Source organism: Nocardia exalbida NBRC 100660, assembly GCF_000308575.1.
GTDB lineage: Bacteria > Actinomycetota > Actinomycetes > Mycobacteriales > Mycobacteriaceae > Nocardia > Nocardia exalbida.
The window spans coordinates 9,670-34,295 of the sequence record NZ_BAFZ01000002.1 but is presented as its reverse complement, the minus strand read 5'-3'; the positions used below and the strand labels follow the sequence as shown (position 1 = coordinate 34,295).

General features: G+C 65.8%; 2 protein-coding genes. Both read left to right on the top strand.

Annotation, left to right across the window (positions count from 1 at the left end; translation table 11 throughout):
- Positions 1 to 23 precede the first annotated feature (23 nt).
- Entirely contained in the window at positions 24 to 1,748 is a 1,725-nt protein-coding gene (locus tag ON29_RS00705) for a WXG100 family type VII secretion target (RefSeq protein ID WP_040864143.1), read from the top strand.
- On the top strand, positions 1,748 to 24,517 hold the full coding sequence (locus ON29_RS00700; RefSeq protein WP_040864142.1) for an alpha/beta fold hydrolase: 22,770 nt from the start codon (positions 1,748 to 1,750) through the stop codon (positions 24,515 to 24,517). Before ON29_RS00705 ends, ON29_RS00700 begins: the two co-directional genes overlap by 1 nt.
- Positions 24,518 to 24,626 lie beyond the last annotated feature (109 nt).

Below are 24,626 nucleotides of genomic sequence, written 5' to 3'. Positions count from 1 at the left end.
GCAGGTGAAGGGTTTGCCGGGATATGGGTCGGTCGTTGCGGGTGGATACCGACCTGCTGCGAGCGCTGACCCCGGAACTCGCCGCGATCGCCGACGTGGCGCAAGAGGAACTCGCGCGCCTGAAGCAGAGGCTCGCCGCCGAGGGAAGGTGCTGGGGCGACGACGAGCCGGGCCGGATCTTCGGCGACAGCTACGAGCCCGCGGCCGACAAGGGAATCACCGGGTTCGAGAACCTCGTCCACAATCTGCGCGGAATGAGCGGCAGCGTCGCGGATGCAGGCAATGTGCTGGAGGACCAGGACCAGAACATCGGCTCCCGACTCCGCGATCAGGATCCGTTCGCCTCGCGGCCGGTCGGCAGCGCTCCGTTCGACCAGCCGCAGTGGCGGAGCCCAGCTCCCTATCAACCCGTCTCCACACCGAATGCCGCCGAGCCGAATTCCGCTCGCGACTCCACCGCGCCCACCCCGGCCTACGACTCCACCGCTCCGGCGTACGACCCCACCGCCGCGGCCAACGACCCCACCGCCGCGCAGGGAACCGAGCAGCCCGGCTACCAACCGACCGCGGATCCGACCGTGCCCGGCGCGAGCCCCGGCGAATACGGCCCGATCGACGGACCCAACTCATCCGAGCGGGAGCCGTTACCCAACTCCGCGCCAACGCCTTCGGTTCCGGACCGAGCGACGCCGATCGCGCGAGGCGCCGCGCCGGCCGCGCGAACCCCGGCGTCCCCCGCCACTGCCACGCCGCCCGCCACCGGCTCACCCCCTGCGGCGGCGACACCCAAACCCGGCGCACCGCGACCGGGGGCCGTCCAGCGAACACCAGAAGGCCGATGGACGAGGCCGCCCACCGATTCGCCGTGGATGCGAAACACACCCGGCACGCCGTGGTCGCGAAACGCCGGTGGTCCGTCACCGGGCCAGGCCTACCCGCCGCGCCGCAAAGGACCCGGGCCCGACGCGGTCCAACCCGGGAAAACCGGCAAGGACGCGAGGCGGCGCAAGCCGAAGCCGGCCCCGGCGGAAGCGAAGCGCTCCCGGATACGGACGGACCCGGATGCGGTGGCCGCCGCGCAGGCGCTCGCCGCTCGCCATGGCCTCCGGATAGCCGGATTCGACACCTCCGGTGTGTCCAGACGTACCGTCGACGAAATCGCGGCGGCCGTCGACGACATCCTCGGCAAACATCCCTACATCGAGCTGGCCGGGATAGAGATCACCGACCTACCGGACGGTGCGGTGTCGCGCGTGACGTCGGCTCGCGCGACGCAAGAGGCGGAGGGTCCGGTCACCGGTGAGCGGATCCTGCTCGACCGTGTCACGGCGGCCGGCCCGGCGCTGCTCGAAGAAAAAGTCGAGACCGCGATTCGATCGGGCGAGCGGGTAGCCGGATCCGGTGAGCGGCCGATGTATTCGACCATCGTGCACGACCTCGGCCGGATTCTCGAAGCGGGGGCGGGGCCCCGGGTCCGGCACTCGGCGCATCGGTCGTTGCTGATGGAGTACCAGCGCATCAGCGGACCGTGGGACCGCGGTGACACACTGGCCGCGATCGTCCGCGGCTACCGGCAATGGCGTGCCCAACTGATCCGAGGCTGCTTCTCCGGTGACCGCTTCGACCCCCGAGCGGCGGTAATCGAAGGGTTCACCGAAGTCGAATTGCGCGGCGAGGGCGCCTGCGGACCGGCGAAAGTACTGCACAGACTGGTCGTCGAGCACGCACGCGGACGTTCGAGCGCCTGATGGTGCAGATTCCCGACTATTTCCCCGACTGGCTGACCGCGATGGTGCTGGGACACTTTCCGGAGGGGGATCCCGAGGCGATGCGGCGCAGCGCCGACACCTGGTCGGACGCGGCGAACGGGCTCGTCCTGGTGCTGCATCGGCTCCAGCCGATGGTGGAGCAGCTGGAGAAGGCGGTCGAGGGCGAGACCGGTACGGAGGTACAGAAGCAATACCGCAAGATCATCGGCCAGATCCATGCGCAGATCGAGTTCAACAACGCCATGGCGCGGCAGTTGTACGACAACGCCACAGCCATCGAATACCAGCAGTACGTCCTCATCGGGATCGCGGGAGCGCTGCTGGCACAGGTGATCATCGATATGGCGATGCCGCCGCCCGGCAGCATCGTGAAGGCGATCACCGATCGCGCCGAGGCTCGGGTGGGGATGGAACTCGCCGAGCGCGACTTGGTGCTGACCATGCTGACACGCGCCGCGCGGTTCGTCGCCGAACACCCGCGACTCGTGCTGGCCTCGAAAGGCGTGTTCTTCGGGACGGCGATCGGTGGTGGGGTTCCCTATGTCGCCCAGCGTGTGCAGATCGCCCAAGGCCACCGGAAGGCGGTGGATTGGCAGCAGGTCAGGATCGGAGCGGCGGCAGGCGCCGTCGGTGGATTGGTCGGTGTGGAGGTCGGTCGTCGTGTCGCACCCGCGGCGATGCGAGCGGGCGGCCGGGTGCTCGGCACCGTGGCCGCGGGCGGCGTGGGCGGTATGGCCGGTGGTCTCGCGGGCGGCCTGACCGCATTCGCTCTGACGAAGGGCGAACTGCGCGGCAAGGATCTGGCCACCATGGTGTGGACCGGGTTCGGCTCGGGACTGGTCGGGTCACTCGGCGCATCGGTGCGGGCCGCACGGGCCGGGGCATATGCCGGTGTACCCGAACCGGTGGCGTCCGCGGATTCGGGTCCACCCTCCGACGCCGCGCCATCGGCGAGGATTTCCGCGCCTGGGGACGGTCAGCCGCCCCAGACGCAAACGGCGACTCCTGAACCTGTTTCCACCACCAGTGAGGTGGACGCGCCGCAAGCGAGGCGCCCCGGGCCCGAGTTCGGTGATGGCTCCATGGACCGGCCGGACGACCTGACCCCGGAGATGATGGCGGAGGGCGATCAGATCCTCCGCGATATGGTCGACGACGCCCTCGCCCGAATAATGGGAGGCGACGGCCCTGGACAGCTGCCGGACGGCAGCGGCGGAACGACACCCGGCGTCGCGCCCGACTACCCGTCGGGAGGGTCGTCGCACCCCTCATCCCGTGGCGGCGGCACCGGTTGGCCCGCGTGGGACACCGCCCAGCCGGCCCGGGGCGGCGTCGCGGTGGCCGCACATCCCGAAGGCGGTCCGGTCACACCACTGCCTGCCCGCCAGTTTCAGATCAGCGATCCTCAGGTGCGTCCGGACCAGCAGGGGATCAATGTGATCACCGAAGGCGCGGTCACCCAACCGGACATCGCGCCGGGCACCGAAGTCCTGTTCGACGACGGCAGCAGTGCTTACGCGCCCATCGCGATCGAACACGGACCCGCCGGGGAAATGTACTTGCTCGCGCCGGAACAGACCGCGGGCCATGCATCCCAGGACATGACGGGACCGCGACCTTCCGGTGAATCGCTGGGCGAGGGGGCTGCCACCCACGAAGCACCCCCCGTTCACCAAGTCGATTTCGACGCGGAGATCGCCGCGCTGGAAGCGGAACTGGCGCAGACTTCCCCACCGGCGAGTGCCACCGCGCCGTCGATGCAAGCGGTGGACGCCCCACCGGCCCCTGCGGCTCGTACCGGAACGGACGACCTCATCGCGGGCCACGCGCAATCGATTCCCGATGCCCCACCCGCAGTGTCCGCCGGGACCGATACGCCGATTCCCGGCGCACAAGCCAGTGCGGCGATACCGAAGGCCGACCCCGCGCCGGCGGGCTATGCCTCCGCCACGGCCGAGCCGCGAAACCCCGTCGTCCCTTCGAACGCCACGAACTCGGCCACCCCGTCAGCGGCCGCCCCGGCGGCGGCAGGCGGCACCTCGCACACTGGCGGACCGAAGCCACCCCTGGGCCCCACACCGCCCAGCGGCTCCCAGAGCACCGGACCGCTGGCGGGCCCCACACCGGGTGCCCACGGCCCGGCCGCCCACACGAACGCGCCGACAACATCGGCTTCGACCACGCCCCAGACTTCTTCGACACCACCGCCCCCCATCGCCGCAGCCGTCCGGCCGGGCACCGACGACGAACCCGACGCAGACCCAGAAGAGTTCCCCACCCCGCCGGGAACCGTCGTGGACGACCCCCGAGAGCACAACGTCCAGAAAGACCCGCGGGAGCACAGCGTCCAACAAGACCCCCGGGACCACAACGTCCAGAAGAAGCCCGCCGGGGATTACGTAACCATCCCCGGCGTCTCCTACCCGTTGGAGGACGAACCACCCGAAAACGCCATTCCGGTCATCCCGCGCACACCCGCTCTGACGCCCCTACCTGCCGATTCCGTCGGTTTGGGCCGCGCCTTCCAGAATCCTGACGACTCGGGAAACACCCCCGACCCCACGTCACCACGGCCACCCGACATCACCAATCCCCTATCGGACCGCCATTCGGCCGCACCGGAAACCAATTTGGACGCCGGGCTCGGCAAAACGCCCGACGCACTGGCGATGCCGTCCCGGTATGCGACCGAACCGAACTCCGAAACCCCAGGCGCTCCGCAAAAACCTGCGGCCCCCCACCTGAACCCGCATTCCCTCGAATACAGCGAGGACCCCAGCCGCCTTCCCGCCATAGGCGGAGTCCCACACCTCTCACCCGCGCCGCCACCGAAGAAGAGGGAAGGTAAGCGCCTGGTCACCCGGATGGGTGCCGAGCCGGAGGACAAACCCAAACGCCGCAAAAAACAACCGCCGCCCCCACCTCCGCCACCGCCGGTAGACGCGACCAGGACGCCTATCTCGGTGCCGACGCCGGGCGTGCGGTCCGATGCGAAGAATTCCGACAACCGTTCCACTCCGCTACGCGACCCGAACCAGCAGGGGCAGGCCAAGACCCACGCACCCGCCGCCCCTCCTCGCGACTTCACTCACATAAGGGATGGGATCACCGCGGCCTATCGGCAAACCGAGGGTGCGGGGGAGCTTCACCCGGTGAGCCAGGCGCTGGCCCGGATGGAGTTACTTGATCTGGTCATTCTCAGCAAGTTGAGTCCGCTGGTGCGCAGGCGCGTCATCGATGTCGTATCCGCGGTCGAGAAGGGCCAAGAGCTCTCACCCTTGCAGGGCGACGCCATCAAGGCATTCGTTCGTTTGCTGCCGATGGAGCCGCTCGACAGCACCGGCACGCTGACCGACCTCGAGCTGACCGAACTGCGGCTGGTCGCGGAGGACAAATCGCTCCGGGAAATCGGCGTGTTGATCGGGTTGAAGGAAACCACGGTCCGTGCCCACCTCGTCCGCATCGAACGCAAACTCGGCGCAGAGGACCGGGTAACGGCGGTAGTGGCGGCGATCCGCAAAAACATTCTGCCGCAAACGCTCGACGACCCCGCGGATCGAGCCCGCTCACCCTTGCCCGACCTGACCCCGCGCGAGACCGAGGTCCTCGCTCTGGTCGCGGAGGGCAAATCGAGCCCCCAGATCGCCACGCAGTTGGACATTTCCGTGGCGGCGGTGGATTCTCTCGTGGAGCGCGCCGGTGAGAAGCTCGGCTCACCCACCCGGGCGGGGATGGTTGCCGTGGCCGTCAGCACGGACGTCCTTCCTCGCACCACACGGGAAGGCGAACCCGGCCAGGCTCTTCCTGAGTTCACCCAACGCGAGATCGAGGTGCTGACCCTCATCGCGAAAGGCAAGACCAGCGCCGAGATAGCCGACGATCTCGCACTGACCCCGCAGACTGTGGAGTCCTATGCGTCGCGGATCAATCGAAAACTCGGCGTAGGCACCCGAGCCGGGTCGGTGGCGATCGTCATCCGCACCGGCATCATTCCCCCGATCGATGCGACCGCGTCGGATGGCGCCGCCCGGCCGGAGCTGACGCCTCGTGAACGAGAAGTGCTCGGTTTGGTCGCGCAAGGCGAGAACGACAACGAGATAGCCGCTGCGCTGGGCCTGACCCGGCAGAGCGTGAAAACGTACGTCTTCAATATCAACCAGAAGTTCGGTACCCATCATCGCGCGGGGATGGCGGCTTTCGCACTACGCACAGGCAACCTTCCGCTGATGGATGCTGCCCCGGTCGCCGGCGCGGAGAAGACAGGAAGCGGCGGCGGTTCCCCGAGTGGCCGGCAGCCGACTCGACCGGATGGCGCAGCCGACAAGTTCGTACCGACGGACGTCGCCCCGCCGAGTCGTCCCGAGCAGCCGGGCGGCGGCGGGCAGTCTCCGGGCCCAGTGGTGGCCTTCCAGGACATCGATCCGTTCGCATCCGATCGTCCCGCCCGCAGGCGTCACCGGACATTGACAGGCATCCTCGGACCTGACGGACTCGATTGGGGCGTACTCAACTACAAAAACCCCGTCACCGGCCAGCTCTCGGGTATGGACGAACCCGAGGAGCCCACCAACCATCCACATCCGGAGCGCGACAAGACCACACCACCGACCGCTACCAACGGCGACCCGGTCCAGCCGGCTGAATCCCCACTCGGCTCGGGGGATCAACCGCCGGCGGGCAGCCGAGTACCGGCGGAACCGCTCATCTCCGACGACGAAGAGCGTGCTCACGTCGGCGATCAACGCCTGGCCACGGCCGACTACGAGGACCAGGAACAACCGAACCCAGGCGGCGGCACTCCGTCGGCCAGACCGAGCAGACCCGGTCCCACGCCCTGGCAGCAGTCCACGGCACCCGATCCCGGCATCACCCCGCCACCGCCAGGGGCTGCCCGGAACAATGCGCCGACTTCACCGCCGAAGGTCGCCACGCCGCGAACAGGCGCGCAGAGCGCCCCTGTCCAGGAAGCGCCCGACACACCGGCGCTGGTACGTGCGGCTCGAAATGGCGACAGCGTGGCGTTCGACCTGCTGCGTGCGGATTTGGCGGATCCGATCGTCCAGTGGATGTCGGCCAGGATGGCCGGCGACCGAGCCGCGGCCGAGGGACTGACCGAGGAGGTGTTCACCCGTGCTGCCGCGGGAATCGGGCGGTTGCGTGCAGAACAGAACATCAAGCAGTGGCTGGGTGTCATCGCTCGCAATGTCCTCGTCGAACACCGGAGATATGAGCGGCTGCGCGACGGGATATGGGCCTCCTACACCGGGCCGCGAAACACCGAATCGGGCCCGCAGGGTGGGCTGCTGGCGAGAGCCGATCGCGCGACCGTGCTACGTGCTGTGCACCAATTGCCGTCCGACCACCGGAAGGTTCTCGTCTGGCGGTTCGAACAGGACAAGACGGCGACGCAGATCGCCGAATCGATGCCGTCCGCGTGGGAATCGCGGACGGTTCGGAGGGTAGAGCGCAGGGCCGCGCAGCGCGTGGTCGAGCTGGTCGCCGCCGAACTCGGTGTGGTCGTGGGCGGACAGAGCGCCCAGCGCCGGCAGCAATGGCGATTGATCCAGGACGCGGATCCTGGCGAACTCGAGCGGCATATCCACATGCTTCCCGAGCGACAGCGCGAGGTCGCCGGACTCCTGCTGCCCGGTAAGGCGAAGGCGCTGGGCACTTCACCCCGAAGACTCAGGGAAACCTTGTACCAGCAAGTCGTCCCCGCCCTGGCAACGTTGCTGGCCGGTGGTGTGGTGCTCACCGACCATGAGGCGGTGATGCTCACGCGGGCAGCGCAGCGGCACGATCCAGCTGTTCTGGCGCCTTACGTGCCGGGACTCGACCCGCTCCACCAGAAGACGTTCGAGCAGTTCTTCATGCAGCGACGCACCGTCAACGAGATGGCTGCCGCCGAACGCAGCAAGCCGAAGACGATCTACATGCGCGTGTACCGGGTGGCCCAGTTCATGGCGCAGAAGGTCCCCAGGGAGCTGCGCGAGAGTTACACGAATCGAGGCCTGCTCCAGTCGGCCACGACGCCCGATGTCGCTCGCGAGGCAGGGGTCAGTCAGAGTACTGCCGAAAAGGTGCTCAGAGGCCAAGGAGAATTCGCGCCGGAAACCAGGCGTCGCGTGCTCGAAGCCGCGGATCGACTGGGGCACACGTTCGTGCAGCGCGAGGGGGTCGCGCCGCCGCTGCGCGTCGTCGGGCCTGCGGAACAGTACCGGTATCTGGGTGGCGACGCCGGGTACCGAATGACTCGATACGAGGCCCACGTACTTTTCGAATCGGCGGTTCGCAGCGGGACTTCGACGGTCGGCGATTTCTCGGTGCGGATCCCGGATGCGTCCACAGCCGATGGCAGACCGCTTTTTCCGGAGCACGAGCTGTGGCAGATGATGCCGCCGCACGTCCAGCGGTTCCGCAAGGTTCTGCACCTGCTCTCGGATGTGCGGCTGCCGGATGGCCGGATTCTGGATTCTTCGACGCCGGTGCTCATCGAGCAGCGGCCGCCCGGTGCCGTTCCGACCGATTTCCAGTTCGATCGACTGCGGGCCATGGTGCTGCGCAGTATGGAAGGGCTGCGGCGGGCGCTGGGCGAGGTACCGGTAGAACCGCTGCGACAGTGGCTTCCCGGATTCCCGGAGGATCGAGACACCGAGGGATTCCTGCGGTTTCTCACCGGGGAGTGGACGGGTCAGGTCTCGCGATATCGGCAAGCAGGTTGGGCCGAAATGTTCACCGACCTGGAAATTCCTGGCCGAGACCCGTTCGCCGCGATACTCGAGCAAGCGATCTTCATGATTCCGGCCCGGTTCGAGGTGCTCCACGGGCGACTCGGCAGAGAGAACATCCGGATCGACCGAGGCCGAATCACGGCGATAACGGGCTGGGCTGGAGCCTTGATCGGAGATCCGGCATTCGATTGGGCGTGGCTGAACCACCGGGGGGCCGGTGATTATGTGCCATCGCGCCTCAGACCACCCAATACGCCCATCTATGAGAGCTTGCTGCATGTCCGGCGAGTCGTCCACGGCGCAGTGGAACTCGTCGCACAGGGTGAGCCGGACCCCAACCGCATCGCGGAATACGCGGCGAGCTACGCCATGGTCCGCCGATTCTGGGGATTGCCGGCTCGCAACCCCGGGCTGTTGCGGGACATTTTCGAAGCTCAACGCCGCAGACTTGCGGTCGATTCTGCCGCGCGGACCGAACCTCGCACGGGTCAGCCCGAGAACCCGGAGGGTGCAGGCCGACAGACACCGTGGAGCGGCGGTGCTCCGTCAGCTCAGCCGGAGGCCGAGCCGCTCGTCCGGGGTAAGTCAGGTAGGCCGACACCCTGGCAACGAGCTGCCCCGTCTCCGCGGGCACCGGAGCGGCAAAGCGGCCCGACCGCCGGCACTGCGTCACCAGACTCGCCGCCCGTACCTGTCCGACGACCGGCCCAGCCCACGGCACCGATCGGCACCGTGAGCCCGCGCGATTCCGCCGGACCCGTCGACCGCACCAACAGCGACATCGAAGCTACCAACGCAGTGGATTTGCCGTGTGCGGTAGGAGCGTTCGCCGATGCCTGGGATCTCGGATTCGACGTGCGGCAACCGGTGGACGTGGACGGGCCGGTTCCGGCAGCGGCGGTGTCCTGGCTGGCTGGAGCGCACCACAGGCGTTTCGATGACGGTCTCGGTGAAGTGGCGCAGCTCATAACCGATCTGGGCCCCGGCGCGGGAATGCTGGTGAATGTCCGTCCGGTCGGCGCGGCGATCGGCCACCTGTTCTTGCTGCACAACGATGGAAAGCACCTCTGGATCCACGACCGGCAGGCAGCGGAGCCGAAGGCGGTGTTCGACCCCCGAAACTTCCCGTTCGCGGTGCAGACGACACATGCTCTGTTACTGACCCGGCAGGGCAGCGGCAACACGCTGGAATCGCGACAGCAGCAACTCGGCGAGGAAATCGCTCCCGCCGATCCGGATATGGCCCGCGGGCGTGCCCTACGACCGGTCGATGCCGGCGCCCTCCCTCCCGAGGACCACATCGACGAACCGTCCGCCGCGACGCCGATCTCGCGCGGCAGGCCGAGCGACACGACCTTGGAGTTGATGCACCGCTATCTCGATGCGGTGGCGGCCGCCGATGGACAGGCGCAAGAACTGCTCGTGGAGGTCGAACAGCACATCCCGGATACCGGAGAAAGGGCCTACGTCCAGCGTTTCGCCGAAAATGAGCGACATGCGGCCGCGCTGGCGGAGGAGTTGGGAATACCGCTCGAACGGCTCCGCACCTTGATGGCCGAAGAACTGCGGAAGCTGTTCGACGGCGAGATCGTGACCCGAGCCACCTCGGGATCACTGCGAGGCATCCTCGGAAGCGGAAGATTCAAGACCGAGTTCGACTTCGCCGGGCAGAGTCGGATGGGACGCAGCCTATTGGCAGGCCGGGTGGCACTCGAGCAGGCCCTGTTCGGTTACCCGCCCGACCTTCCGACGCAATCACGGCCCATCTACGGATTCATCCGCACGGCACCGTCCTATCGGGTGACCGAGGGCGATGCGCTCGCTCAGTACGGCGACATCGACATCGTCTTCAAATCAGCTGTGGAAGAACGGACAACAGCCAACGTCGGCGATACGAAATCGGTCGTGGCGATCCCGAGCAGAGTCACCGATCCGCAACCGGAATCGTTCGCCGCCACCCCACATGGACACAAGACGCTCGGCTATATCGGACTCGAAGGCATCGACCGCGACTACACCGGCAAACGGTTCACCGGTAGCACCTACATCGAGGCACAGGTGCACGGCGCCACAGTCGCCGACATCGACTACGTCGTATTCCATACGTCTCCTCCGGACCAGCACCTGCGAGAACTGCTGGACGCGGCGGGCATCCCTTGGTCACATTTCTTCCGCAACCCGAGCAATCCATCGCGGACGGTACAGGCAGCCGGGAGGCCTCGAACGGCGGCGCCGGAGGCGAAAGCGCCCGAACCCGAGACACCGGACCAGCCCCCGCGGGCCGCGACGCCGGCCAGCGGGGCGGAGAAAGCCGCCGCGTTGAACATCGACGAGCCGCCTGCCCCTGGCGAAGCCGTCTCCGCCCGGCCTGCGGCCCTGCCAGGGACGACGACACGTCCCGCGCCACCGAGTTTCGCCGAATTCCGTACCGCACTCTGCACTGCGCTGGCCGCGGCGACCGAGCAGCCCGCCCCGGAGCAGGTGCTGGCCGACGCCACCGCTCAGCAAATGCGGAATGCGCTCCGCAGATTGACTCGAGACCAGTTGACCGTCATCGAAGGACTGAAAGCCGGGGCAACGATCGTCGAGATAGCCCATGAGCGCAACAGCGGCTGGGAGTCGGTCGTCGTCAACGCGAACCAGGCCGTCAAACGCGTCGTCCGATCGATCACCAAAGCTCGGACACAGTCGGACCGACTTTTCCGAGCGCTGGCCGAGGCGACCCCGCAGCAAATACAGGAAGCACTCCGCACACTCGGGCCCGCCCGGCGAGTCGTGATGGGCTTGTTCCGGGACCGGCAAAATGTCGCCGACATAGCGGTGACGCTAGGCCTCGACGAAGCCACCATCAGGCTGATGGCAGCGGGCGCTGTGAAGAGGATGGCCAGGGAAATCGCCAAGAACCGGGGCGAGGACATCGGGCCTGATGCGCAGGGCACGGCACGCTCCGGTATCTCGACACGGGTGAACAGCGAGCCGATCTCCGGTTCCGAAGCGGAACTGCTGGTCGAGGCGGCTCATCGTGATGATCCCGTGGTATTGCAATGGGCGGTCGAACACTTCCTGAAGGGGAGGCAGAGACAGGTCGGCAAACTGTTGTTCGTCGACGGTGCCAGCGTGAAGGATGCCGCAAAAGCAACGAACCTCTCCGAGAGCCAAATCGCGCATTTCGCAGGTAAGGCTCGGGTGAACCTGGCGAAGCATCTTTCCGAACGGCTCGATCCACCGCAGCCTCTCATCCCCGGAGAGGATGGTTCTCGCGGGCGCCCGCGTATGCCCGCGACATCACATGAGTCGGGCACAAGCGGTCCTTCGCTCGACGCGATCCCTCTCCTACGCAACGTGCTGCACCGGTGGGAAGAGCTGATCCCTACCCGGTCCGCCGAGATCACGCATAGCCAGGTTGTCCAGCGAGGACAATCGCCGACTTCGAAATCCGCCACCAAGCGATCTCGCACGCGCCCGATGCCGTCCGGCCATGCCGGTACCGGTTTGACCGGGCGAGAGGTCGAAGTGATCGGCTTGGCGGCGCAAGGGCTGTCGGTCCGGGACATAGCCCTGACACTGGGAATCGCGCCACACAGCGCGGAAAGTCATTTGGGTCGAGCGCGCCGCAAACTCGTCGGCACCGGCACCCGAGCAGAGGCTATAGCCGAGGCCGAGCGCTCAGGGATATTCGGCGAAAACCACGAGCAACGGACTCCTGCACCGTCACGAGAAGGCGCGGCGGAAACCGCCATGCAGCATGAGCAGGAACGTCGAGATGGGATCCCGACGCCGCGGCCGGACGCCGCATCCGAGCCGGGGTTGGTCGTGCAGGCGATTCCTCACGCCGAACTAACGGCAGCACTCGCATCGTATGGCGACACCGGCGACGGATGGACAGGTGCGGACAGCACGTACTCACGGCGCTTGCCGGACGGCCGGCATCTGTGGATGTTCTCCGACACGTTCCTCGGCACCGTGCATCCCGACGGGTCGAGGCCCGCGACGAGCCCGATGGTGAAGAACACGTTCGTCGTGGACGACCAAGGCCGGATGTCGACCGTTCACGGTGGGACGGCCGACGCCCCGACAGCTGTGGTGCCCTCCCCCAAGGGACAAATGCTCTGGGTGGGAGGCGGATACGTCACGGGAGACGTCCTCAACATCATGCTGGTTCGGTTCGTCAACAACGACCCGGACGACCTGATGTGGGGTCTCACGTGGGACGAGAACGTACTCGCCAGATTTGACGCCGACGACCTCAGCCTGATCGATCTCACCCCGATGCCCTCGCAGGCAGGAGTCATGTGGTCGGCCTGGCTGGACTACGACGGCACCCACACATACGTCTACGGCACCGAGGAATCGGGCAGCGACAAATTCATGCACGTGGCCCGGGTCTCCGGTGACGACCTTCGTGCGCAATGGGAATTCTTCGACGGCGAACGTTGGACTCCGAACGAAAACGACTCCGCCCGCATCATGCCCGGTGTAGCCAACGAATACAGCGTGACTCGGTGGCGCGACCGTTATCTGCTCATCACACAGGACACCAGCGCCCCTTTCAGCGCCGAGATCTGGGCCTACCTGTCGGATTCCCCCACCGGCCCGTTCACCTTGCCGACCTTGGTCTACCGCGCCCCCGAAGCCGGTGCCGACGGATCTTTCGAGGACCCGAACGTTTACGCCTACAACGCGCACGAACATCCCGACTTGCGGTCCGGAGACACGCTGATCGTCAGCTACAACGTGAACAGCCTGGACTTCGAGGGCGTCGTCGGCGACGTGTCGAAGTACCGACCACGGTTCGTCACCGTGCGATTGAACCCAGGATTCGGGTCTTCGAGCACAGACGCGACCGAGCACACGCCCGGGCCGGAGCACGGGACGACACCGAATGGCATCCCGAACCAGGCCGGACCGATCACCCCATCGCAGTCTCCGTCACGGAACGAAGATCCGGAAGACGTGGATGTCCAGCCCTCCGAACCACGGACCGAGACTTCGGCCGATCCACGCCGAGAAGCCGACCGATCCGAGCCGGATGCGTCCGATGGCCTCGACCCCGCAACGAATCCCGTGCTCGCGGCGGTGCTGAACCCAGCCGGGGATCCTGCCTTCGACCGCATGAAAGCGGAGCATTTTCCGCCCGTGTTCGAATACGCGATGCGGATGCAGCTTGCCGCCATCGATGACATCGTCGGTGCTCCCGGGCCATGGACCGCGGACAACGCGCTGCGCCCGTTCGTCCGGTCGGGTCTGCTACTCGGCGCGGTGAAACAACTCTTCGCCCAGAAAGCCGCAGTCGATCGGGATGCTGCAACCGCGGAAGCGGAGCCGGTGGTCGCGGAGTTGCAGGATGCGCACGCAAACCGAATTCTCACCGACCCGGCATCGGCCGAGATTTTCCGGTACCTGCACGAACATCGCAGCGATCTGGAGCTGAGCGACACAGAGATCGGATACCTGGAACGAAAGTACCAGGATTTCGAGAACGCCGGAGCATACCTCTCCACCGATCAGGAAAAGCATCGGCTCTCCGAACTGAATTCCGAGGTAGCGGTATTACAAACCGCGTACAAGGACAATCAGGAGCGCGCGCTCGAAGATATCGAGATCCGGGTGGACGACGCCGGCGAACTTCGCGGCCTGACCGGGGACCAGATAGAAAGCGCTCGGTCGCGCGCCGGGGAAGACGGCGGATACCTACTACCCAAGCCTCCCTCGATCAGCGGGATCTGGTACCCCTACCTGACCTATCTGAGCGACCCCGCGCTGCGTCAGCGGATCTACGAGAAAGTCGCGGCGCTGGCTATCGTCGACCACGACAACTCGCAGAATGTGCTGGATCAAGTCAGGAAGCTGGCCGAACGTGCCGAAATCACCGGGAAGAACAACCACGCTGAATATGTGATGTCCTCCGGCATCTTCGATTCGGTTGCGACTGTGCGGAACATTTTGGACCGGATCGCGCGCGCGGCGGCCACGGCGGCGCGCATCGAGATCCCGCTTCTCGCCGAAGCCATCAGCACCGAGCAGATCCGGCCCTGGGACCGATATCGGGCGCTCGATGTGCTGATCGGCAGACGGGTCGGAATCGACGAACAGATGATACGGGAGTTCTTCGAGCTGGATCGGGTGCTCGAAAAAGGCGTGTTCCGTGTCGCCGAGGATTTGTTCGAACTCACCATCACCGAACTCGTCGAGCAAGGCAAACCGCCGGTCTGGCACGAAGATGTCCGCGTGTTCGCAGTGCTCGACAAGGAAGGGCAGCACCTCACAAATTTCTACTTCGATCCCTACGCGCGCAAGGGTAAGAATGGCGGAGAATGGACGGACCCGATTCGCCTCAAGTTCACGCCGACCGGTCAACGTCCACTGATCAGCGTCCACCTGAACTTGGAGAAACCGCCTACCGGAAAACCTACCCTGCTGGCCCCGAACCAGCTTGACACGCTGTTCCACGAGTTCGGTCACGCACTGCACTTCCTACTCGGCGCCGGTACCCACGAACCGGCCAAGCGACACCTGGTATTCGCGTGGATAGAGTTCGTCGCCAAGGTTTTCCAGCAGTTCTGGAAACATCCTGATGTGGTCGAGAACTACGCAGTGCACCACCGTACCGGTGAACCGATGCCTCCGGAAATGCTCGAAAAGCTGGACGAGTGGCGGACGGCGTACCGGGGCACCGCAACCGTCTTTCGGCTCGCGGGCGCATACGTCGACCTCGGGTGGAATTCGTTGTCCTCCGCACAGGTCCCCTCCGGCAGGGATCCCCGGGCGATGGTACAAGAATTCGAGGAGGCAGTTCTGAGACAGGCAGGAATCTATTTCTCCGAGATAGGTAATCCCTATCCGTCCCAATGGTTCCGCCATCTCTTCGCGCAGATGGGAGCTTTCGGGACATACTCCGGTCAGTATTGGTCATATCTGCTGAGCGACGTCCTCGCGCTGACCGTTTTCGGACTACGGATCGACCCGAGCATCGAACAACACAGTGGACTCACACCGGAGACCGGGAAAATAATTCTAGATGAAATCCTACGGTACGAAGAGAACGATCTCGCCCAAGCGACCCGTCGGCTGATCGGACCACAACCCGCGCTCGAGCATTTCCTCTCGGACCAGCGTCTCCTGTGGCCGGAGGCGCTGCTCGAACTCGGAGTGAACGCGACGCCCCAATGGCTTTCCACGCCCGCCGAACGCCCGCCGGGCACCGACCTCGAGTCGTGGTGGAACGAGCGGCTGACCCCGGCATTGCGCGCGGCGATGATTCAGGCGTTTCCGACCGAGGTCCTGGCGATGGACATCGCACTCTCACCGGAGACCGTGGCCGCCGCCGAGCAGCGGCGCAGGACGCTGCTCGAGTACTCCCGAGATGCCCGGACCGCCACGACACCATCCGCAGCTCAGACCACCGCGCGCAATCCCCATACGACCCGCGGCCCCCACGAGGCACGAGACCAGCTCGATGACGGTTCGCATCGAGTATCGGGAACAGGTCCCGCCGGAATGGCCTTGGACCTCCCCGAACGAAAAGCCTGGGATATAGGGACAGTGCCGCCCCCACGCCGGCGCTTCGACCCCGGCATGGTCCATGCCGTCGACCCTCGTCTCGAACCGGACGCCTGGGCGGTCGGTCGGCGCGGTCGCCGGCCCCAGCGACCACCCGATGCCCACGAACCGGCGGGAGACGCCTCGGTCAGTCGACCCGCCGCGCAACCGATGCCGCGCGGCGACGAGATCGAAACGACCGACCACCATGAGAACGGATCTCGCTCCGCCGGACAGCCAGGTGCTCGCGAGAACACCGGCGGCGGTATTCGCATAACTCCCGCCGGCCTGATCGTGCCCGCCGACCCGACCAACAGCTTGATCGTGCCCGCCGCGCATGTGATGCCCGCCGATCCCTCTCTGGAAGAGCTCATGGAGCGGCTGAGTCCGTGGAAGGAGATCTTCTCCTACTTCTGGGAGTTCCCGCTGCCTCGGGAAGGTGAGCCATCCGGCCGGGAATGGATCGAAAGCAGCGAGCGAAAAGCTTGGATGAGGCGGCGAGCGATTCGACGGGCACCGCTCTATGCGGGCGTCGACGCGGCCGTACGGTTGACGCTCGGAGCCGAGCGATTGCTGAAGGCTCCCAATGCGACTCATGGACCCGCGACGCTCCGGCAACGACGGGTCATTCCGGGCCGTGGCGAGATCGATGCCGAGAAGAAGCGGACCATGGACGCCGATGCGGAGGTACGCGAGGCCAATCGCGCCGACGTAGAGGAGATGACGGCCTTCGAGAAGTTCTGGAGGAGAGTGTCCGGGGACGAGTTGCCCCAGACCAAGCAGATCCGCCAGGGCGAATTGGCCTACGTGGGGGGCCGCCTGCTACGTGCCGAGGGGCACAACCTGATGGTGGCGGGCCGTTATGCCGCAGGCTACAACCTCATGGTGGCGGGACGTGATCCTGTCCTCACTCCGGAGGAGTACGCATTGTGGCTGATGTTCAGCCACGACGCGCTGTGGACCGTCCACTATCCCGGCTGCCGAGAGCTGGAACCGCAATCCCCCGACTTCCTGCTCACGCGCTATCTGACGGTGGCCATCTTCGACAAGATCGCCTCCAAGCCGCTCGAGGTGCAGTACTTGGATCATGTCGTCCGTCCGTACCTGCGCCGTCAGGGTGTAGCGGCCGGCCGGGTATTGCTCCACGAACTATCCCATCACCTGCCGAATTCATGCCGCTCCACAATGGAGCAACTCGGCGTGTGGGCACTCAGAGGCCTGGGCCGAAAGGTAGGGGCCGAGGTCGAGGAGCACTTGGACAACTGTGCGGCCTGCCGGAACTCCGCTTCGACTCTCCCCGCGGCGGACAGCAGCCTGGGCGGCCGCAAGCTGCTCGTTCCACCCGGCCCCGTCGGAGACGGCTCCACCGAGCACCACCCTGCTTCCAGGCCGCCTGCCGCGCTCGAAGCGCAGCACGGAGACCGCGATGCCAACCCGGAAACATCGGCTGCGGAACGAGGTGAAGCGGCCGAACCCGCTCCGGAGACGACCCAGCGAATCAGCAGCCTACAGACGCGAATGGCCGAGATGAACGGGATGACCGTGCAACGCCATCGGGAGGGGGAGGTGGTCAGCGCGGATAGGTTGAACCGAGCCTACGGCCAGATCGAGGCCGAACTTGTCCGTCTGCGAAGTACCGGAACGGTGAACGATGACGTTCCGGTGGCGGCCGGCCCGGACCACCAGCTGGCCATGGACTCGATTTTCCATCCCGAACGCGCCTATCAGCAGGCCTACCGTGACGCCATGAGCAGGCTGCTCGGCTACCAATTCGCCCGCGCGAATTCGGCGCCGGCCGAGGCACAGAAACTGCTGGCCGAGATACGGCAGTCGATCGACCGCCTCGCCGAACTCGCGGCCGATCCGGGACGCACAGAAATAGACGACATCGAGCTCCTGGTAACAATTTTCGAGTGGACCGAGCAAGCCGACGCAGGCGGTCGGCCGATTCCGCTCGAGGACGATCAGGCAGATCGCCGCGCCGACGAGGTTTCCGAGGCGGCGCCGATTCGACTGCTCGACTCCGCCGAAGGCGGCGCAGGCGCGGCCACGGAGACGGCATCGGCGATCTCGATGCGACCGGATCCCGTTCAGGGCGAGCACGATTCCGCCGAAACGCGCCGCCAAGAGGCCCGTCACCGTGGCCACCGAGCCGCACTGCCGAACGACACCGTGCGCGCGGTCCCAGAACCCGACGAAACCGCCGACCTGGGAATTGTTTCGCAACTCTATGCCGCGCGAATGCCGGACGGCAGAACCGTACATTTCCGCCTACTGGGCAACCCTTTCGGCTATCCGATCCTGTTCTCCCCTGGCACGCCCGTCGGAGTCGACGGCCCGCTGCCCGATCCTCGGCAGCTGTCCGACCGCGGATTCACGCTCATCGTCGTGGAGAGACCCGGTTACGGCGACTCGGATCCGCTGCCCGGGCGCACCGTGGCCGATTGCGCCCGCGACATCATCCACATCGCGACCGAACTATTCGCGTTCGACCGCTATTCCGTGCTCGGACGATCCGGCGGCGGATCGGTGGCCATCGCGGTCGGCGCGCTCGACCCAGACCATGTCGACCGGGTCGTCTCCCTCGTGGGTACCGCTCCGCGGCTCGACGACATGGGTAAGTGGATGGCAGGCATGGCCGATGCGAACCAACAGATCTATGCCAGGGCCGACATCGAAGCCATGGCCGCGATGCTCACCGAGATGGCCGAGAACATCGCGCGGGACGGGGAGTGGTTGCTCCGCTACAACCAGGACGCATTCACCAGGGTGGACCACATGTGGGTGGGCACACACCGCAAAGAGCTCGCACGGGGTTATCAACGCGCGCTGCGGAACTATCCGCAAGCATGGGCGGATGACGCCATTCAGCTGACCGGGAACTGGGGCATCCGGTTCGACCAGTACCGCGTCCCGGTCGACATCGTGCACGGCGCCGCCGACCAATTCTCACCTGTCGACCACAGCCGCGATAACGCCAGGCTCATCCCGACATCGAAGCTGTATCTCTTCCGCGGCGTCTCTCACATGATGGGCATGGACGCGCTACCCGTCATCGCGAGCCACTTCCGTGCCGAACGGGACGCGTTCTATCGCGCCCGCGGCGACGACCACCGCATGCAGGCGATCCGGCGCGCCGAATCCGATCCGCTGCCGTTGCCGAAGTGGATGCACTGGTCGCGAGGACGATGGGACTTGAAACCAGACTATGAGGACGACATTCCGCTGCTGGATCTTCCGCCACACCGAGCCCGCGGTCTGGATGGGCTGAGCTTCGATCCGCCGGCCGCGGTCGCGGATCCATTCCGCGGAGTGCCGCACGGAGTGCCGCACGGAGTGGTGGCGCATGCCGCCGACCGGAACCGCCGAGATGACAAGGCCGTCGGGGAGACCGCGCACACCCCGGCGCCGGCGGGCACACGCGGTAACGAGGCGACGACACCCGATGTCGGCGCGATCCGCGATGCGTCTGACGGCGACGTCGATCTCGACGCACCGCTGTATGTGGCGCACGCCCCGGAAGACCTCGATGAACCGCTCTATGTGGTGACATCCGAAGAGGAAATGGCGGTCGACGGCTCGAACGAGCCGATCTACTTCGTGTCGCCACACGCACTCCCATCCGTGTATCCGGCGCTGCGCGACCTGCTGCCGGTCGAGGAATACCGGCATCTCGGTGGCGATCAGGGTGTGGTGCTGCCACGAACGATGGCGGTGGCGCTCCGTGACGCCGCGGTCGAGCACGGTCAGCCGATGTCGGGTTCCTACAACAACGTCTACCTGCTCGGAGATTTCGCCATCCGTATCCCGAAGGAAGGCCCGGATCGGCTGGACTTCGTGCTCTGGCCGAAGGAGTACCAGACGTTGCACGCGTTGGCGCAGGCCGGTGTACAAGGGGTGCCACGGGTGCTGCACGTAGAACTGGACGACCAGGGCGATGTGCTGTTCGAGATTCAGCGGCGGATCTACGGCGAACCTGTGACGAACCTCCACGACCTACAAATGCTCGAGGCTGTCGTGGCAGCAAATCATCAGCTGAACGAGGTTCCCGTCCCGCAGACACTACTGCCGCTACCGGCCGGATATCCGGAATCGGGCGATTCGGTGGGCTTCTTCCGAATGCTCATGGAATTCATCGAGCAGAATTATCAGCGCTATCGCTCGGTGGAGCCGTACCGAACCATGCTCGGTCGCGTCGGACTGGGTGAATCGCTGAGACCCATACTCGAGCCGGAACTACCGTACGTCCGCTCCCAGCCCTTTATCGTCATACACGGCGATCTGACAAACGCCAATATCCTAGCGACCCCACGAGGTTACGAAATCGTGGACTTCGGGCTGGCTCTCTACGGTCCCAAGGACTATGAAGCGGCGGTTTTCTCACACCGGAGCCCGAGCGCCCCGTTCATACTCGACCGGCTCCATGGTCGCCTGGGGCCTTGGCTTCATCTGCTCGACCTGAACCGAGTCTTCGTCGACACCGTCCGCTTGGTGGACGCGGCGAAGTCGCCGGATTCCGACGACAAACAGCTGCTCGGGTTGGCTTGGAATGTGGCCCAGTCGCTTGCTCGGGCGCGGCAGGGGTCTGATCAGCAGATTTTGTCGTTCACCGAGATACTCCAGCTGGCTCACACGCAGCAGTCGGAGGCGCGATCGAGCAGTGCCACCACCCCCACCGCTGCGGCGCCCGGCAGCGGTCTCGCGCGACAGGTCGACCCGCGAGATGTGGCGCGTGACCCGACGACCGCTGTTCGGACGCCGGCGTTCGGCCCGGGCGCCGATGCGCCGTTCGATCCGGCTGTGGTGCTGGATCTTCCGCCACAACGTGCCCGTGGTCTCGATGGAGTCGGTTTCGATCCGCCGTCGGTAGTGGCGAATCACCTCGGCGGCGTCCCACGGGGTTTACCCGAGGGCGTGGTGGCTCATGCCGCGAACGCGGATGACCCGCATGGCGGCGCGTTCGGCGGTGCACGGAGCGAAGCCGAGCGAATCGCCAACGCTGCCCTGTCGACCTTCCGCGTCGAGGCCACATTCGACCACCACCGGAATTGGGCCGCACGCCTCTCCGATGACGTTCTGCAGCACCTGTTGACCGGCTTCACCCACCGGGTCGCCGCACAGCTAGCTGCCATTCATCGCGGCAAACCGCCATCGGCGACCGACCATGTGATCGATCCGGCACGCCTGCTGGGCGCGATCGTGACGGAAGCGGCCGGCCGCTTCGGCGACAGCGTTCCTACCGACACGCCGAGCACCTACCGGGAATTGTTCGCTCTCGGGTCCTGGCTGCGGGCGAGCCGGAGCACCGTCGCCGACCTGCACGCCGGCATGACCGCAGTGCTCGACGCCGCGTTCGCTGTGTCCCGTACGGTCGTCGAGCACCGCTGGTCGGTGGGCGCCATGCACCACACGGTCCCGGCGCATCTCCAGGAGATAGCACGCCATGTCGAAGAAGCCGCGCAGCACCGCATCTGGCTCGAGGAGGATGCGTTCCCGCCGGATGGCGCCCTCGATGCGGAACATGTGCGGCTGGCGCAGTCCGTTGTGCTGGACGACATGCGCAGCCCGACAATGTCTCGAATGGTCACGGAGTGGGCCGATGTCATGAACACGCTGCTACGGCAGCGATCCGGGGAGGACTTCTCACCCAGGTACGCCACGATCTTCGAGTCGCTGCCCGTCCACGCCCTTGCGCTCGATCGGGCGCGAACCGGCTCCGACCGGCTGTTCGCCGCGACGGCCGCGACCGCCCTGCCGCATCTGCTCGATGCGGCGTTCTACTTGCTCCCCACGAGCAACTTCGCCTTGGGACTGGACTACCTGCGTCAGGCCGACGACCTGCTGACCGAGGCCACCACGCGCTTCGCGAACCACATCGTCGTCTATTCGCTACAGGACGCCGCCGACAACGTACACAAACTCCACGAAGACATCCTCGCCGCGGACTCGCGCCGAGCGCCCGAAGTCCGGGCGCGGCGCATTCATGAAACCTTGTCGGATTTCTTCGGCGTCGGATCGGAGTCTCCCTTACACCGATCATTCCTCTGGGGAGTACGGGCGCTGTGGGGACTGGGTAGCCAGAGTCCGGGGATCGAGTACGCGACTCGCGAGCATCGGCTGGACCCCGTCTTGCCGTGGGACTGGGAAATCACCGATGACGAGCGTGCCCTCGCCGCAACCGCAGCGGACTTGCTGCACAACGTCCGAGGACCGGACGCCGGCATCTCCTCATTGCTCCTCCACAGCGATTCCCCGGATCTGTTCGAGGACACCTTCGACAACGTCTCGAAAAACATGCGATGGTGGAACAAGCTCGGGAGATGGACCGGCGGGAACACACCGATCGGTTCCCTGCTGGCGGGAGCCACGGACTTCTCGGTGTCGCAGATGCAGTTGGCGGTGCTGAGACAGTATCCGCACATCATCGGAGCAGCCCCTGGCATCGAATACCGGGCGCGGGATCTGGCGAATCGGCTATCGCTCGCCCGCGACCTCGAATCCCCCGGAATCGCGCCCGAACGCCGGCAGGAGCTGGCCACGCTGCGCGACCAGCTGGCAGAGGTCAGACACCGTGCCTTCGGGCTCGCCTCCCCCGGCTCGGCTCCGCCACCGGTGCTGCTGATCTCTTACGATCCCATCGCCGAAGGAGGCACGGGCCGATCTGTCGTCTCGATCGGCGAAGCCGACAGCGCATCTTTCATAGCGTTCAACGTCACCGGAGCCGACACGCCTGTAACCGATCTGTCGCACTGGTCGGGTCACGCCTGCCGGCAGTTCGAGAAAGCGCAGCAACACGCGCCCCGCGACACCCGTGTAGCGATCATGTTCACGGTCGGCTCACCGCGTGAAATCGATGCGCCGGCACCTTCGTCTCGAAGCTCGCGCGCAGCCGCCGCGGATCGACGTCGACGATGGACGGGATGGCGAAGACATCCTTCGCACACAGCTGAGCCGGCCACCATGGCAATAGACAACGCCGCGGCTCGCGACGTAGCCGGGGACAACGTGATGCGGGAACTCATCACCTATGACGCAACCCGCGAATTGGCCCTCGACAGCAGAGACCAGAGTTGGTCACGCAGGTCACAGTTGTTCACTGTGATCGGACACGGCGACGGTATCGGTGTGCTGCGCGCGGCCGCCGACACTTTGTGGATGGATCGAGCTGTGGACCAGATCGTTCTCGTTCCCGACTCGGCCGACGACCGGCTCCTCACCGCCGATCAGCTCCATGTCGGCACTGAAGATGTGTATACGCTGAACCCCCACCGCGACCGGAACGGCGATCCGAACACCATCGGACTGATCATGGTCGGACAAGGCGCCGATATCGAAACCGCGCCGGACGCCTCCGGCCGATCAGCCGCTCCGCTGATCGAGACCCCCACCACCGTCCGCGACGTGTCTCAGCTGCTCACCGCGAACGAGTACCGACCGCTCGGGGGCCGCCGGGGGTTCGCCATGACGCACGACGAGGGCCTGACGGTGTACCGAGCGGCTCAACCACTACTTCATGATGCGCTGTCGGGGACCTACAACACGACGGTCATCCTCGAAACCCTCGGCTTGGTTCTGCGCATCGGCCGGCCCGATACCGACAGCTACGATCCACGTTTCGGACCCGAGCACAGCACCCTCCCCGACATCTCTCGATACGTCCGGAACGCGCCTCAACTGCTGAAAGTCATCACCGGCCGCATGCCGGACGGGCGCGTCGTCGACGAATCGACGCCGATTCTCATCGAAAGACTCGCGCGGGGAGACAATCTCGCCGAGACGTTCCGGCGGGCCGACCGGAGAACGATCCGATCCCATCAGGGCCTGATACTGCGGGCTTTCGCGAACATCCACGAGCAGCTGCGCGCGATGCCGGAGGACCATCCGCTGCTGGCGCGACTGACGCCGCCAGGCGTCGAAAGGGGCGACACCGGCGGCTGGTACCTGAGTCATATCGCTTGGTACACAGAGAATTTCTATCGTCGGCACTATGACCGCTTCGGACAGCTGTTCGACGAGTTCGGCCTGCTGCGCGGAAATCCTTTCGAGCCACTCATCGATGAGGCCGGATCGATGCGGGAGTCCCGCCACCACATCCTGCATGCCGACCCGAATGAGGGAAACTTCCTCATCAGCAACGAACTACACGTGACATTGCTCGACTGGGAGCTCGCCGTCACCGGCCCGAGCGCCTACGACTGGGCCCGGTTGGGCCATCTCATTCCCGGCATCGAGGTGCCTCGCGAACTCGGTGGCCCCGATATGGTCGAATTCGCCCGGCTCGAGAAGTTCAAACGGGTCATGAACGACACCGTCAAACTGGCGCCGCTGGCCGCCGCCGGACAACTCACCCCCCAACTGATCGAATTCGTCAACACCGAATTCAGTGAGGCTGTGATCCAGGTGCGTGAGCTGTCCGGTCACACCGAGCTACTGCCGCCACGCGCGGAACTCGAGATTCTCCGCTCATGGCAACCGTGAGAGCATGCCGCACCCCGGGCTATCTTCGACGTCCGCTGCCACCGCCGACGCGCATTGCTCACTCGGCGATGGGCGGCGAGACCAATGGCTCGACATCGATACGGAGGAC

What these genes read in the sequence shown, in the direction of transcription:
- ON29_RS00705 (WP_040864143.1), top strand. Translation starts at nt 24, where the DNA reads ATGGGTCGGTCGTTGCGGGTGGATACCGACCTGCTGCGAGCGCTGACC.
- ON29_RS00700 (WP_040864142.1), top strand. Translation starts at nt 1,748, where the DNA reads ATGGTGCAGATTCCCGACTATTTCCCCGACTGGCTGACCGCGATGGTG.